This window comes from Streptacidiphilus rugosus AM-16 (genome assembly GCF_000744655.1).
Lineage (GTDB): Bacteria > Actinomycetota > Actinomycetes > Streptomycetales > Streptomycetaceae > Streptacidiphilus > Streptacidiphilus rugosus.
Window position 1 is genome coordinate 1,156,975 of record NZ_JQMJ01000004.1, and the last position, 13,879, is coordinate 1,170,853.

8 protein-coding genes, 2 rRNA genes and 2 pseudogenes are annotated in these 13,879 nt (G+C 68.8%); 4 read left to right on the forward strand and 8 right to left on the reverse strand.

Annotation, left to right across the window (positions count from 1 at the left end; genetic code table 11):
• The first annotated feature begins 52 nt into the window (after window positions 1-52).
• Entirely contained in the window at window positions 53-1,489 is a 1,437-nt protein-coding gene (locus BS83_RS14315; protein WP_037604257.1) for a purine-cytosine permease family protein, read from the forward strand.
• Window positions 1,490-1,698: 209 nt separating this feature from the next.
• On the opposite strand, the gene BS83_RS14320 is transcribed toward BS83_RS14315, so the two are convergent.
• The 6 genes from BS83_RS14320 to BS83_RS14345 all read right to left on the reverse strand — a co-directional run bounded on the left by BS83_RS14320 (window position 1,699) and on the right by BS83_RS14345 (window position 6,653).
• Window positions 1,699-2,199: a nucleotidyltransferase domain-containing protein gene (locus tag BS83_RS14320; protein ID WP_037608945.1), complete on the reverse strand. Its 501-nt coding sequence runs from the start codon at window positions 2,197-2,199 to the stop codon at window positions 1,699-1,701.
• Between the two features lie 112 nt (window positions 2,200-2,311).
• On the reverse strand, window positions 2,312-3,337 hold the full coding sequence (gene glnII / locus BS83_RS14325; protein WP_037604258.1) for a glutamine synthetase: 1,026 nt from the start codon (window positions 3,335-3,337) through the stop codon (window positions 2,312-2,314).
• 246 nt (window positions 3,338-3,583) lie between these two features.
• Entirely contained in the window at window positions 3,584-4,006 is a 423-nt protein-coding gene (locus BS83_RS41820; protein ID WP_157597178.1) for a hypothetical protein, read from the reverse strand.
• Window positions 4,007-4,178: 172 nt separating this feature from the next.
• On the reverse strand, window positions 4,179-5,426 hold the full coding sequence (locus BS83_RS14335; protein WP_232248309.1) for a beta-ketoacyl-[acyl-carrier-protein] synthase family protein: 1,248 nt from the start codon (window positions 5,424-5,426) through the stop codon (window positions 4,179-4,181).
• Between the two features lie 197 nt (window positions 5,427-5,623).
• Window positions 5,624-6,256 (reverse strand): YigZ family protein, encoded by a 633-nt coding sequence (locus BS83_RS14340; RefSeq protein ID WP_198035236.1) that lies wholly within the window; start codon window positions 6,254-6,256, stop codon window positions 5,624-5,626.
• A 55-nt stretch (window positions 6,257-6,311) separates the two neighbouring features.
• On the reverse strand, window positions 6,312-6,653 hold the full coding sequence (locus tag BS83_RS14345) for an antibiotic biosynthesis monooxygenase family protein (protein ID WP_037604259.1): 342 nt from the start codon (window positions 6,651-6,653) through the stop codon (window positions 6,312-6,314).
• Window positions 6,654-6,742: 89 nt separating this feature from the next.
• On the opposite strand from BS83_RS14345, the pseudogene BS83_RS47510 reads away from it, so the two are divergent.
• From BS83_RS47510 to BS83_RS45405, 3 genes and pseudogenes are all read left to right on the forward strand, one after another.
• Window positions 6,743-7,789 (forward strand): annotated as a pseudogene (locus BS83_RS47510) (NAD(P)/FAD-dependent oxidoreductase); the annotation flags it as partial.
• Between the two features lie 388 nt (window positions 7,790-8,177).
• Window positions 8,178-9,271: pseudogene (locus tag BS83_RS45400) on the forward strand (DUF5685 family protein).
• Window positions 9,272-9,338: 67 nt separating this feature from the next.
• Window positions 9,339-10,400: a phosphatidylinositol-specific phospholipase C gene (locus BS83_RS45405; protein ID WP_157597179.1), complete on the forward strand. Its 1,062-nt coding sequence runs from the start codon at window positions 9,339-9,341 to the stop codon at window positions 10,398-10,400.
• A gap of 67 nt (window positions 10,401-10,467) precedes the next feature.
• On the opposite strand, the gene rrf is transcribed toward BS83_RS45405, so the two are convergent.
• Window positions 10,468-10,584: ribosomal RNA gene (gene rrf / locus BS83_RS14365) — 5S ribosomal RNA — on the reverse strand.
• Between the two features lie 59 nt (window positions 10,585-10,643).
• Window positions 10,644-13,744, reverse strand: a 23S ribosomal RNA gene (locus tag BS83_RS14370).
• Between the last annotated feature and the right edge of the window lie 135 nt (window positions 13,745-13,879).

Here is a 13,879-nt window from a genome sequence, read left to right on the forward strand (position 1 = left end):
GCGACCAATAGACAAGCCCGCTCCCGTGTTCCACTGTTCCTCGGAGGACTCCATGGCATCCACGATTCCAGACCACGGCACGGACTCCTCCGCCTCCCCGCCGGCGCAGGACCGGGCCGGGCGGGTGGAGGCACACGGCATCGACCACATTCCCGACAGCGAGAGACACGGGCGCGCCCGTGAACTCTTCGCGGTGTGGGCGGCGCCCAATGTGAGCTACCTCAGCCTGGTCGTCGGCGGCACGCTGATCCTGATGGGTCTGAGCCTGTGGCAGTCGCTCGCCGTCATCGTCGTCGGCAACCTGTTCTGGGCCGTGGTGGGGCTGCTCGCGATCAGCGGACCCGCCTCGGGCACGCCCAGCGAGGTGATCATGCGGGCGATGTTCGGCGTCCGGGGCAACCGCGCCAACATCGCGGTGACCGGCTGGTTCGTCTCCGTCTGCTACCTCGCGCTGAACTGGGCCGCCGCCTCCGCGGCCGCGTTCGCGCTCTCCGACCGGCTCGGCGTCCACCCCGGCACGCCGCTCAAGGTCGTCATCATCGTGGTCGTCGCCGCGCTGACCCTCGCCATCAGCGTCTACGGCCACGCCACGATCGTGCGGCTCTACCTGCCGCTCACCCTGGTGCTGACCGCGATCTTCGTCGTGCTCGCCGGCTACGTGCTGGGCCGGGCCGACTTCTCCTACCACCCCGCCCAGCCGCTGCACGGCACCGCGCTGTGGGCCGCGCTGGCCGGCGGCCTGGCCCTGATCGCCTCGGCGCCGCTCAGCTACAACAACAGCGCCGACTTCGCCCGCTACCTGCCGCGCGCCACCCCCGCGAGGTCGATCGCCGTCTGGACCGCGCTCGGCGCCTTCGTCCCCAGCGTGCTCTTCACCGCGCTCGGCACGCTCGCCGGAACGGCGATCGACATGACCGACCCGCAGTCCGCCCTGACCGCAGTCCTCCCTGGCTGGTTCAAGCCGGCCTTCCTCCTCGCCGTCGTCCTCGGCGCGATCGCCAACAACGCCATGACGGCCTACAGCTCCGGCCTCGCCCTCCAGGCCATCGGCCTGCGCATCCGCCGCTCGCGCAGCGTGGCACTGGACGGCACCCTGGGCGTCGCGCTGACGCTGTACGCGCTGCTGGTCTCCGACTTCCTCGACACGGTCAGCAACATGCTCGAACTGATGGTCGCGCTGCTCGGCCCGAGCATGGCCGTCTACGCCGCCGACATCCTGTGGCGGCGCAACCGCTACGACGGCCTCCAGCTCTGCGACGAGTCGCGCGGCGGCCCCTTCTGGTACCGCGGCGGCGTCCACTGGGCCGGCGCGATCGCCCTGGTCACGGGCACGGCAGCCGCGTCCCTCTGCCTGAGCACCCCCCTCTTCACCGGCCCGATCGCCAGCGCGGCGGGCGGTATCGACCTCTCCCTCCCGGTCGGGATCGTCGTCTCCGTCGCCCTTTACCTGGCCCTGGTCCGCCGCACCGCCACCACCCGACCGGCCTGACCGCCGCTCACCGACCGAGGACCGATCCCGACCCGGGCGTCCGGGCCTCGGCGGTCGGTGGCCACACTCGTCGCGCCGACCCGCGTATGGACGCCGATCCGTCGCCGCAGGCGATCCCGTCCGCTGCGTACGCGGTGTGCCGCCGGTGCGGCCCGCCGGCGCCGACGGGACGCTGATCAAGGGGCCGCCCGGTCCGGGCCCGGCGCCGCTCAGAAATGCGTGGCCACGCCGAACGCCTCGCGCAGTCGGGCCATGTCCTGCCGGTCCTGCTCGCGGGGTTCGTACCCCTGGTGGAAGGCGACCTGCCGGTCGACCGAGAGGCACGGCACCGCCACGCCCGCGATCGACCCGGTGACGAAACACTCCGCCGGGTAGCGGAACGGCCGGCCCGGGTCGAATGAGGACTGCTCCGCCGAGCCGGAGCCGTCCGGCGCGAAGCGGAGCGGATGCAGGTCGATCTCGGTCCCGGCCGGGTCAGAGACCACGAAGCGGACCGGGCGCCGGTCGAGCGTCTCGGCGAACCCGGCCGCCGCCAACGCGGCGAGCAGCGCGGGCTCCTGCTCCTGACGGTGCAACAGGTCCAGGTCCCCGTGTTCGCGGGTCTGCCGTCCGAGAAGGGCGTCGATCCCCCAGCCTCCGGCGATCCAGACCTCCGCTCCGGCGCGCCGGGCGAGGTGCAGGATCCGGAGCACGTCCCCTGCCGTCGTCACCCGCCGCACGCTACCCGCGCGGCAGCCCGCGCGCCCGCGCGTTTCCGTCCGGGAACGCGGCTGCGCCCTCCGGTACGGGAACCGGAGGGCGCAGCGCAGAGCAGGGGGCGGATCAGACCAGGCCGGCCTTCTCCAGGGCGGAGCAGCAGGTGTTCACCAGCAGGCGGGTGACGACGTAGGGGTCGACGTTCGCGTTCGGGCGACGGTCCTCGATGTAGCCCTTCTTGTCGACCTCGACCTGCCACGGGATGCGGACCGAGGCGCCACGGTTGGAGACGCCGTAGCTGTACTCGTTCCACGGGGCCGTCTCGTGCTTGCCGGTGAGACGCTCCTCGACACCCGAGCCGTACTGGGTGACGTGCTCCATCACGATGTCCTGGCTGGCGCCCAGGGACTCGCAGGCGGTGATGATGGCGTCGTAGCCCTCACGCATGGCCTTGGTGGAGAAGTTGGTGTGCGCGCCCGCGCCGTTCCAGTCGCCCTTGGCCGGCTTGGCGTCCAGGGAGACGACGACGTTGTAGTCCTCGGCGATGCGGTGCAGCAGCCAGCGGGCCACCCACATGTGGTCGGAGACCTCGAGCGGGCCGACCGGGCCGATCTGGAACTCCCACTGGCCGGGCATGACCTCGGCGTTGATGCCGCAGATGGCCAGACCGGCCTCGATGCAGGCGTCCATGTGCTTCTCGACGATCTCGCGACCGACGACCTTGCCGGCGCCGACGCCGCAGTAGTACGGGCCCTGCGGGGCCGGGAAGCCGCCCTCGGGGAAGCCGAGCGGGCGGCCCTCCTCGGTGAGGAAGGTGTACTCCTGCTCGATGCCGAAGATCGACTCCTGCGCCGCGAACTGCTCGGCGATCGGGCGGAGCGCCGCGCGGTGGTTCGTCTCGTGCGGGGTGCCGTCGATGTTGAGGACCTCGCACAGGACCAGCACGTTGTCGCCGCCGCGGATCGGGTCCGGGCAGGTGAAGACCGGCTGGAGCACGCGGTCCGAGGAGTGGCCCTCGGCCTGGTTGGTGCTGGAGCCGTCGAAGCCCCACACGCCGGGCTCGGCGCCGTCAACGAGGACCTTCGTCTTGGAGCGCAGTCCGGCGGTGGGCTCGGTGCCGTCGATCCAGATGTACTCAGCCTTGTAGCTCACGGGCGCAGTCCTCGCAGTGAAACGGGCGGGTGGGTGGGAACGATGCTGTGGCGCTCGGCGTCGCTCCGCTTCACTGGGGAGTTACGGCCTGCTGCTCTGGAAGGAGAGATTCACAGGACGCAATTTCCCGGCTGTTGCCCGTTTGTGAACAGCAGGTTAACCGCCTCCTGTGTAGCGGGGATCACATCCGTGCCCACCGTGGTCGCCGTCGGGCGCCCGGCCTGCGGCCGGACGCCCGCTCAGGCGTCAGTAGCCGTAGATGCCCCAACCGGTCAGGGTCCCGTTGCCGTAGCAGTTGCCGCCGAACTGCCAGTAGCCCGGGCCCACGAGCGGGCCGTACACGCGCGCACCGGTGGAGCAGTAGGTCACCGCTCCGCTCGCGCCCGAGTCGACGCGGACGTTCGCCCCCCACGCCTCGGAGTTGGCCCAGAAGCTGTCGATGCTGGAGACGTGCATCGGCTGGATGCGTCCGCCCAGCGCGTGGAAGGACTTCAGGTGCGTGTGAGCGGGGAGCGCCTGTGACTTCGTCAGCACGACGGTGCCCGCGACGGGCGCGTGCCGGGCCGTCGGATGTGCGGCGGCCGAGGCGACCCCTCCGAGGGCCAGGCTGCCGGCCAGCGCGCCCGCGGCGGCCGCGACGAAAGCCATGTTCATGCCAAACTTGGACATACGAAACTCCCTCTCCGTTCGGCGACCGGTGCGTCCTGCCCCGGCCGCGAGCCGGTGGTCCGGCTCGCGGAACCAGTTCAGCTCGTCCGACCGTTCGCGCACCAGCTTTTCGGTGCTGCCCCGAAAAGCCGGTGTTCCGCTTCGGATCGGGCACGGCCCCGACGTCGCGGGTTCACGCCTTCGCCAGCACCAGGCTGACGTTGTGGCCGCCGAAACCGTAGGAGTTCGACAGCGCCGCCCGCCACTCGCCGTGCCGCGGTGCGCCGCTGACCAGGTCGAGCTTCACCTCGGGGTCCGGGCGGTCGAGGTTGCGGACCGCCGGGGCCCGGCCCTCGTGCAGCGCCAGTGCCGTCACCAGCGCGCCGAGCGCTCCCGAGGCGCCGAGGAGATGCCCGGTCATCGACTTGGTCGCGGTCACCACGGGGTGCTGCCCGAGGGCGTCGGCGACGACCCGGGCCTCGACGACGTCGCCGGCCGGGGTGGAGGTGGCGTGGGCGTGGACCAGGCCGATGTCGAGCGGGCCGAGCCCGGCGTCCGCGAGCGCCGCACGGATGGCGCGCTCCTGGCCGTCGGCGTCGGAGGCGGTGATGTGCCCGGCGTTGGAGGTGATGCCCGCCCCCGCCAGGTGGGCGTAGACACGCACGCCGCGGGCCCGCGCCCGGTCCGCGCGCTCCAGCACCACCACGGCCGCGCCCTCCCCGAGCACGAACCCGTCCCGGTCCACGTCGAAGGGCCGCGAGGCCAGTTCGGGCTCGTCGTTACGCTTGGACAAGGCCGTCATCTGCGCGAACCCGGCCATGGGCAGCGGCGCGACGCAGGCCTCCGTCCCGCCCGCGACAACCACGTCCGCCCGGCCGAGCCGGATCAGGTCCAGGCCCATGGCGATCGCCTCCGCACCGGAGCTGCAGGCGCTCACGGGGGTCCGCGCGCCGCCCCGCGCGCCGAGCTCGATGCTGACCCAGGCGGCGGGACCGTTGGGCATCAGCATCGGGATCGCGAACGGCGAGACCTTCCTGGCGCCCGCCTGCTCCAGCACGTCGTCCTGCGTCAGCAGGGACACCGCACCGCCGACGCCGGTGCCGATCACGACGGCCAGGCGCTCCCCGTCGACCTCGGGCGCGCCCGCGTCGCCCCAGGCCTCGCGGGCGGCGACCAGCGCGAACTGTTCGCAGCGGTCCAGCTTCCGCGCCTCCACCCGGGTCAGCGACGCCGCCGGGTCCACCGCTGCCCGCGCGGCGATCCGCACGGGCAGCTCACCGGACCAGTCCTCGTCCAGGACCCGCACGCCCGACTCCCCGGCCAGCATCGCCGCCCAGGTGGACGCGACGTCGCCGCCGAGCGGCGTACCGGCTCCCAAGCCCGTGATCGCGACCTCGACCATGCCCCGGCCGTCCGTACCCTCGACCGCCTGCCGTGCCATCGGCGTTCTCCCCTGGATCGTGCGGACCTTTCGGTCCGTTCGTAGGAAGCGCACGAGAGGATCAAGCTGTGGAACGAACCGTCCGTGCGCGCTCAAGCCCAGCCTGGCACGGGCGTCGACAGGTTCCGGCGCAGGGGATCACAGCGAGTCTACGGGGCGATCATTGTGCGGTTCGCACAACCGGCCGGGACGGACCGTCAGGTCACCGGCACGTCGATCCTGGTCGTGCCGGTCCTCTCGGCGAGCGCCTCGCCGCCGGTCGCCTCCGCCAGCCAGGCCTCGAATCCGGCGACGGACTCCTCGGGCACGCCCACCTCCAGCACGACGCCGACCGCGTCGTACGCCACGTCCCGCACCGCGTACCCGGCCGCGCGGACCTCGTTCTCCAGACGTCCGGCGCGGACGTGGTCCGTCGTCACCGACAGCAGCGCGACCGGCCGCCGTTCGACCAGCCCGACCTCGTCCAGCGCCGCGGCGACCGCTCCGCCGTAGGCGCGGACCAGTCCGCCCGCGCCCAGCAGCACCCCGCCGAAGTACCGCGTCACGACCGCGACGGTGTCGGTGACGTCCCTTCGGCGCAACACCTCCAGCATCGGCGCGCCCGCCGTGCCGGCCGGTTCGCCGTCGTCGTTCGACCGCTCGCGCCGCGGGTCGTCCCCGACCACGAAGGCGGTGCAGTTGTGCCGCGCGTCCCAGTACTGCTTGCGGATCGCGGCGACGAAGGCCTGCGCGGCGGCCTCGTCCTCGACCCTGGCGAGGTGGCAGACGAACCGCGACTTCTTGACCTCGGTCTCGTGGACGCCCGGTCCGGCCACGGTCAGATAGGGCACGGACGGGCCTCCACGATCTCCTGCTGCTGCGCTGAACTGGGACTACCCCGCCAGATTACTCGTCGCGGTCCCAGCGGTAGGCGCGGTGCACCGTGGCCACGTGCACGGAGTAGGCCTCGTACCAGGCCTTGCGGCCCATGTTCCTGGCCTCGGTGTGCTCGGTGTTGCGCCGCCAGGCCAGGACGTTCTCCTCGGTGTCGAAGTAGGCGACCGTGATCCCGAAGCCGTCGGCGCCACGGGTGGAGTCGACCCCGAGAAAGCCCGGCTGACCCTCCACCAGTTCCGACATCCGCTCGTTCATCTCGCTGTACCCGTGGTCGCCCTCGGTCCGCAGCGCGGTGAAGACGACGGCGCAGTACGGGGGTTCGGGTATCCGGGCGGGGCGGTGGGTGCTCATGCGGACTTCCTCCTGCTCGCTCGCGGGACGTCATGATCATTGTGACAGAACCGCGCAAACCGGTTTTGGGACTGGGTAGCCTCCGGAACATGACTCCAGCGGCGCAGTCGGCTGAACCCGCCCGTACCGGCACGGCGGTGGTGATCGGCGGCGGACTCGCCGGGCTGCTCGCGGCCTGGGCCCTGCGTGAACACGCGCGCGAGGTCGTCGTCGTGGAACGCGACCACTACCCCGACGGACCGGAGTTCCGCGCGGGCGTCCCCCAGGGACGCCACGCCCACCTGCTGCTCGAAGGCGGCCACCGCGCGCTGGACGAGCTGATGCCCGGCATCCGGGCGGAACTCCTGCGGTCCGGAGCCACCCGCGTCCTCATGCCGCACGGGCTGCGCTGGCTCAGCTCCGCGGGCTGGATGCGGGAGTTCGAGTCGGACACCGGCTTCCTCTCCTGCACCCGGCCGCTGCTCGACGACGCCGTACTGCGCCGCGTGCGCGCGGACCCGCGGATCACCCTGCTCGAAGGCACCGACGTCGTGGGCCTGACCGGCAACGCCGGGACGATCTCCGGCGTCCGGGTCCGGCCGCACGGCCGCACCGCCGGGCAGCCGCGCGACCTGCCGGCCGACATGGTCGTCGACGCGTCCGGCCGCGGCTCCGCCCTGCCCGACTGGCTCACCACGCTCGGCTGCCCCCTTCCGCCGGAGGAGCGCGTCGACGCGGGCGTCGCCTACGCAACCCGCCTCTACCGCCGCCGTCACGACGTCCAGCTCGACTACACCGCGCTGTACCTGCAGACCAAGGCCCCGGACGCGCCGCGTCTCGGCGTGCTGCTGCCCGTCGAGGGCGACCGGTGGATCGTCAGCGTCGGCGGCATGCGCGGGGCGGAGCCCGAGCCGGGCGACGCCGGATTCGACAAGCAGCTCAGCCTGCTCCGCGACCCGAGCCTGCGGGAACTCCTCGCCGGGGCCGAACCGCTGACCTCGGCCCGCGGCTTCCGGCCCGGGCCCGGCGTCCGCCGCCGCTACGACAAGCGGGCGCCGGAGGGCCTGGTCGTCGTCGGCGACGCCGGCTGCACCTTCAACCCCGTCTACGGCCAGGGCATCACCGTCGCCGTCCACGCGGCACGGGCCCTGCGGAACACCGTCGCGGCGGCCGACGGCGTCGGCCACATGGCGTCCCGCCGCGCGCGCCGGGCCATCGCGGCCGTCACCAAGGACGCCTGGGTGATGTCCTCCAGCGAGGACCTGAGGTTCCCCGGCACGGTCGGCGGCCCTTCTTCCGGCCTTTCGGGTGTTCTCGTCGGACTGCAGCACCGCTATCTTGATCGCGTGCTGGCACGGGCCACCGTCGACCCGGTGGTCTCCGTCGCCTTCAGCGATGTCATGCAGCTGGTGACACCGCCGACGGCGCTGTTCCGGCCGTCGATCGTCTGGTCCGTGCTGCGGGGCACGGGGGGAGGACCACCACGTGTTCGGGATCATTCGTCCCTGTCGGCACGGGCTGAGCGAACGCCTGCGCGAGAGCTGGATGGCGCACCTGTGCGGCCTCTGCCTGGCCCTGCGGGACTCGCACGGCCAACTCGCGAGAACGGCGACGAACTACGACGGCCTGATCGTCTCGGTCCTGGTGGAGGCGCAGAGCCCGGCGACGCCGACTGACCGCCGCACCGCGGGCCCGTGCCCCCTGCGCGGACTGCGGACGGCCACGGTCGCCCGCGGCGAAGGCGCCCGCCTGGCTGCGGCCGTCTCACTCGCGCTGGCCTCGGCCAAGATGCGCGACCACGTCGACGACCGCGACGGCCTCTTCGCCCGTCGCCCGGTCGCCGTGGCGGCGGGCGGCGTCGCCGACCGCTGGCGTCGGCAGAGCCGGTCGGGCGGCGCGTCCCTCGGCTTCGACACCGGCCTGCTCTTCGACACGCTGGAGCGGCAGGTCGCGCTGGAGGCCGCCGCGACGACCGGCAGCTCGGTCCTGCTCGTCACCGCACCGACCGAAGAGGCGACGGCGCTGGCCCTGGAGCACACCGCCGTCCTGGCCGGCCGCCCCGGCAACCGTCCCGCGCTCCGCGAGCTCGGCCGGTACTTCGGCCGCCTCGCCCACCTCCTGGACGCGGTGGAGGACCTGGCCGAGGACGAGGCGTCCGGCGCCTGGAACCCGCTGGCCGCGACCGGCACCACCCTGGACGAGGCCGAGCGCCTCTGCCGTGACGCGGTCCACGGCATCCGCCTCGCGCTGGCCGAGGTCGAACTGCGCGACGGCGCGCTGGTCCACCGGCTCCTCGTCCATGAGACGGACGCAGCCGTCCGCCGCACCTTCGGCCACGCCCGGGCGAGCTGGACCCCGCCGCCCATGGCGCCGAGCCCCTTCGGCCCCAACCCGGTCCCCCGCCGGCGCCCCGCCGCGGCCCCGTCGCCGCCTGTGGCGTCTGGGCGCTGCTCTGCTGCACCTGTCAGGCCTGCTGTCGCGAGGAGTACGAGAACCCCTGCACCGGACGCCGGATGCACGGGCCGTGCAGCGACGCGGACTGCTGCGACTGCTGTGACGGCTGCGATGCGTGCGACGGCTGCGACGGGTGTGACGGCTGCGGGGACTGTTGCGACTGCTGCAGTTGCTGCGACTGCTGATGACCGCGCCCCTCTTCGACCTGGCTCGCCGAGCCAGGCCCGCGGAAACGACCCCAAGGAGCACCACATGAGCGGAGTTCGTCGTTTAGCTTCACGGACGGCCCTGACGGCAGCCGTGCTGACCGGCCTGGCCGCCGGCACGGCCACGCCCGCCGTCGCCGACCAGACGGCGGGGTACTCCCACGACGGCAGCATCGGGCTCACCGCCACGGACTGGATGGCCAGGCTGCCCTCCTCGACGCTGCTCAGTGAGATGTCCATACCGGGCACGCACGACACCGGCGCCTCCGTCTTCGGCGGCGACATCGCCTTCACCCAGTCCATGAACCTGGGAACCCAGCTGAACTCGGGCATCCGGGCCTGGGACATCCGACTCGGCGAGTCCTCCGGGCGACTGGAGCTCTACCACGGCATCGCCCGGCAGGGGCAGGACTTCCAGAACGACGTGCTCGCCACGGCCGACGCCTTCCTCCAGGCCCACCCCGGCGAGACCGTCCTCATGCGCGTGAAGGAGGAGCAGACCGTCTCCGACTTCGCGGCCAAGGTGCACGACCTCCTCGCCGCCGATCCGCGCGTCTACCGCGGCAGCAGCGACAACCCCTCGCTGGGCGACATCCGAGGCAGGATCGTCGTCCTCCAGGACTTCTCCTCCGCCGACCGTGAAGGCATCCCCTACGCCAACAGCGGCTGGTCGGTCCAGGACAACTACACCCTCTCCACCAACTGGGACCTGGCCGGCAAGTGGCACAGCGTCGCGGCTCAGTTGGACGCCGCGAGCTCCGGGCCGGCCACCGAGACGTACGTGAACTACCTGAGCGCCTCGGGCGGATCGTTCCCGTACTTCGTCGCCAGCGGCCACTCCAGCCCTGGCACCAGCGCCCCCAACCTGCTCACCGGCTGGACCCGCGGCATCATCAACACCTGCGGCGGATCAGGGAACTGCATCCCCGAGTACCCGAGCGTGAACTGCTTCTGGGGCACCTGCTCGGTCGCGTTCCAGGGCGTGAACGTGATGGCCATGCAGAAGATGAACGCGGTCGCCGGCACGCACCACCGCTACGGAATCGTCTACGCCGACTTCCCCGGCGCCGGACTGATCCAGGACGTCATCAACTCCAACAACGGCTGACGGCGACCGGGTCCGGAACGCAGTGAAGCCCCCTGACCTATGGTCAGGGGGCTTCACTGGAAAGGTTGTTCGGCGGCGTCCTACTCTCCCACAGGGTCCCCCCTGCAGTACCATCGGCGCTGTGAGGCTTAGCTTCCGGGTTCGGGATGTAACCGGGCGTTTCCCTCACGCTATGACCACCGAAACACGGTGAAACAAGCGGTGATCGCTGTCTCAGAACAGCACAGTGGACGCGTAGCAACTATGGACAAGCCCTCGGCCTATTAGTACCGGTCAGCTCCACCCCTCACAGGGCTTCCACATCCGGCCTATCAACCCAGTCGTCTACTGGGAGCCTTACCCCATCAAGTGGGTGGGAGTACTCATCTCGAAGCAGGCTTCCCGCTTAGATGCTTTCAGCGGTTATCCCTCCCGAACGTAGCCAACCAGCCATGCCCTTGGCAGGACAACTGGCACACCAGAGGTTCGTCCGTCCCGGTCCTCTCGTACTAGGGACAGCCCTTCTCAATACTCCTGCGCGCGCAGCGGATAGGGACCGAACTGTCTCACGACGTTCTAAACCCAGCTCGCGTACCGCTTTAATGGGCGAACAGCCCAACCCTTGGGACCTACTCCAGCCCCAGGATGCGACGAGCCGACATCGAGGTGCCAAACCATCCCGTCGATATGGACTCTTGGGGAAGATCAGCCTGTTATCCCCGGGGTACCTTTTATCCGTTGAGCGACGGCGCTTCCACAAGCCACCGCCGGATCACTAGTCCCTGCTTTCGCACCTGCTCGACCCGTCGGTCTCACAGTCAAGCTCCCTTGTACACTTACACTCAACACCTGATTGCCAACCAGGCTGAGGGAACCTTTGGGCGCCTCCGTTACATTTTAGGAGGCAACCGCCCCAGTTAAACTACCCACCAGACACTGTCCCTGATCCGGATCACGGACCCAGGTTAGACATCCAGCACGACCAGAGTGGTATTTCAACGTCGACTCCACAACAACTGGCGTTGCTGCTTCAAAGTCTCCCACCTATCCTACACAAGCCGAACCGAACACCAATATCAAGCTATAGTAAAGGTCCCGGGGTCTTTCCGTCCTGCTGCGCGAAACGAGCATCTTTACTCGTAATGCAATTTCACCGGGCCTATGGTTGAGACAGTCGAGAAGTCGTTACGCCATTCGTGCAGGTCGGAACTTACCCGACAAGGAATTTCGCTACCTTAGGATGGTTATAGTTACCACCGCCGTTTACTGGCGCTTAAGTTCTCAGCTTCGCCTGGACGAATCCAAGCTAACCGGTCCCCTTAACGTTCCAGCACCGGGCAGGCGTCAGTCCGTATACATCGCCTTACGGCTTCGCACGGACCTGTGTTTTTAGTAAACAGTCGCTTCTCGCTGGTCTCTGCGGCCACCCCCAGCTCTGGCAGCAAGTGCCGTCACCAGGCGTGGCCCCCCTTCTCCCGAAGTTACGGGGGCATTTTGCCGAGTTCCTTAACCATAGTTCACCCGAACGCCTCGGTATTCTCTACCTGACCACCTGAGTCGGTTTGGGGTACGGGCCGCCATGAAACTCGCTAGAGGCTTTTCTCGACAGCATAGGATCATCCACTTCACCACAATCGGCTCGGCATCAGGTCTCAGCCTATTGTGTGGCGGATTTGCCTACCACACGGCCTACACCCTTACCCCGGGACAACCACCGCCCGGGCTGGACTACCTTCCTGCGTCACCCCATCGCTCACCTACTACCCTGTTGGGCCGGCGGCTCCACCACTCCCCTTTGTCCGAAGACTCCGGGGCGGCTTCACGGCCTTAGCATTCAGAGGTTCGCCGTTGGCGCTTCAAAGCGGGTACGGGAATATCAACCCGTTGTCCATCGACTACGCCTGTCGGCCTCGCCTTAGGTCCCGACTTACCCTGGGCAGATCAGCTTGACCCAGGAACCCTTGGTCAATCGGCGCAAGAGTTTCCCACTCTTGTATCGCTACTCATGCCTGCATTCTCACTCGTGAACCGTCCACCACTGGATTCCTCCGCGGCTTCACCCGGCACACGACGCTCCCCTACCCATCCATGCACCCGTTGGGGCTATAGCATGAATGACACGGCTTCGGCGGTGTACTTGAGCCCCGCTACATTGTCGGCGCGGAATCACTTGACCAGTGAGCTATTACGCACTCTTTAAAGGGTGGCTGCTTCTAAGCCAACCTCCTGGTTGTCTCTGCGACTCCACATCCTTTCCCACTTAGCACACGCTTAGGGGCCTTAGCCGGTGTTCTGGGCTGTTTCCCTCTCGACCATGGAGCTTATCCCCCACAGTCTCACTGCCGCGCTCTCACTTACCGGCATTCGGAGTTTGGCTAAGGTCAGTAACCCGGTGGGGCCCATCGCCTATCCAGTGCTCTACCTCCGGCAAGAAACACGCGACGCTGCACCTAAATGCATTTCGGGGAGAACCAGCTATCACGGAGTTTGATTGGCCTTTCACCCCTAACCACAGGTCATCCCCCAGGTTTTCAACCCTGGTGGGTTCGGTCCTCCACACGGTCTTACCCGCGCTTCAACCTGCCCATGGCTAGATCACTCCGCTTCGGGTCTTGGGCGCGCGACTCATTCGCCCTATTCGGACTCGCTTTCGCTACGGCTACCCCACACGGGTTAACCTCGCCACACACCGCAAACTCGCAGGCTCATTCTTCAAAAGGCACGCAGTCACACCGAAGTGCTCCCACGGCTTGTAGGCACACGGTTTCAGGTACTATTTCACTCCGCTCCCGCGGTACTTTTCACCATTCCCTCACGGTACTATCCGCTATCGGTCACCAGGGAATATTTAGGCTTAGCGGGTGGTCCCGCCAGATTCACACGGGATTTCTCGGGCCCCGTGCTACTTGGGAGTTGCATAAGCGAGCCGAGAACGTTTCGTCTACGGGGGTCTTACCCTCTACGCCGGACCTTTCGCATGTCCTTCGACTACACTCTCGGTTTCTGACTCGCCCAGCCGCCGGCAGACGACTGAAACACAATCCCACGACCCCATGACGGCAACCCCTGCCGAGTCTCACACCACCATGGTTTAGCCTCATCCGGTTTCGCTCGCCACTACTCCCGGAATCACGGTTGTTTTCTCTTCCTGCGGGTACTGAGATGTTTCACTTCCCCGCGTTCCCTCCACACTGCCTATGTGTTCAGCAGCGGGTGACAGCCCATGACGACTGCCGGGTTTCCCCATTCGGACACCCCCGGATCAAAGCTCGGTTGACAGCTCCCCGGGGCCTATCGCGGCCTCCCACGTCCTTCATCGGTTCCTGGTGCCAAGGCATCCACCGTGCGCCCTTAAAAACTTGGCCACAGATGCTCGCGTCCACTGTGCAGTTCTCAAACAACGACCAGAAGGACAGAACCACCTCACGGCGATCCCATTCCCTCAGGACCCAACAACGTGCCCGACACACAGCCCTGCCGACGACCGCGTTCCACGCGCC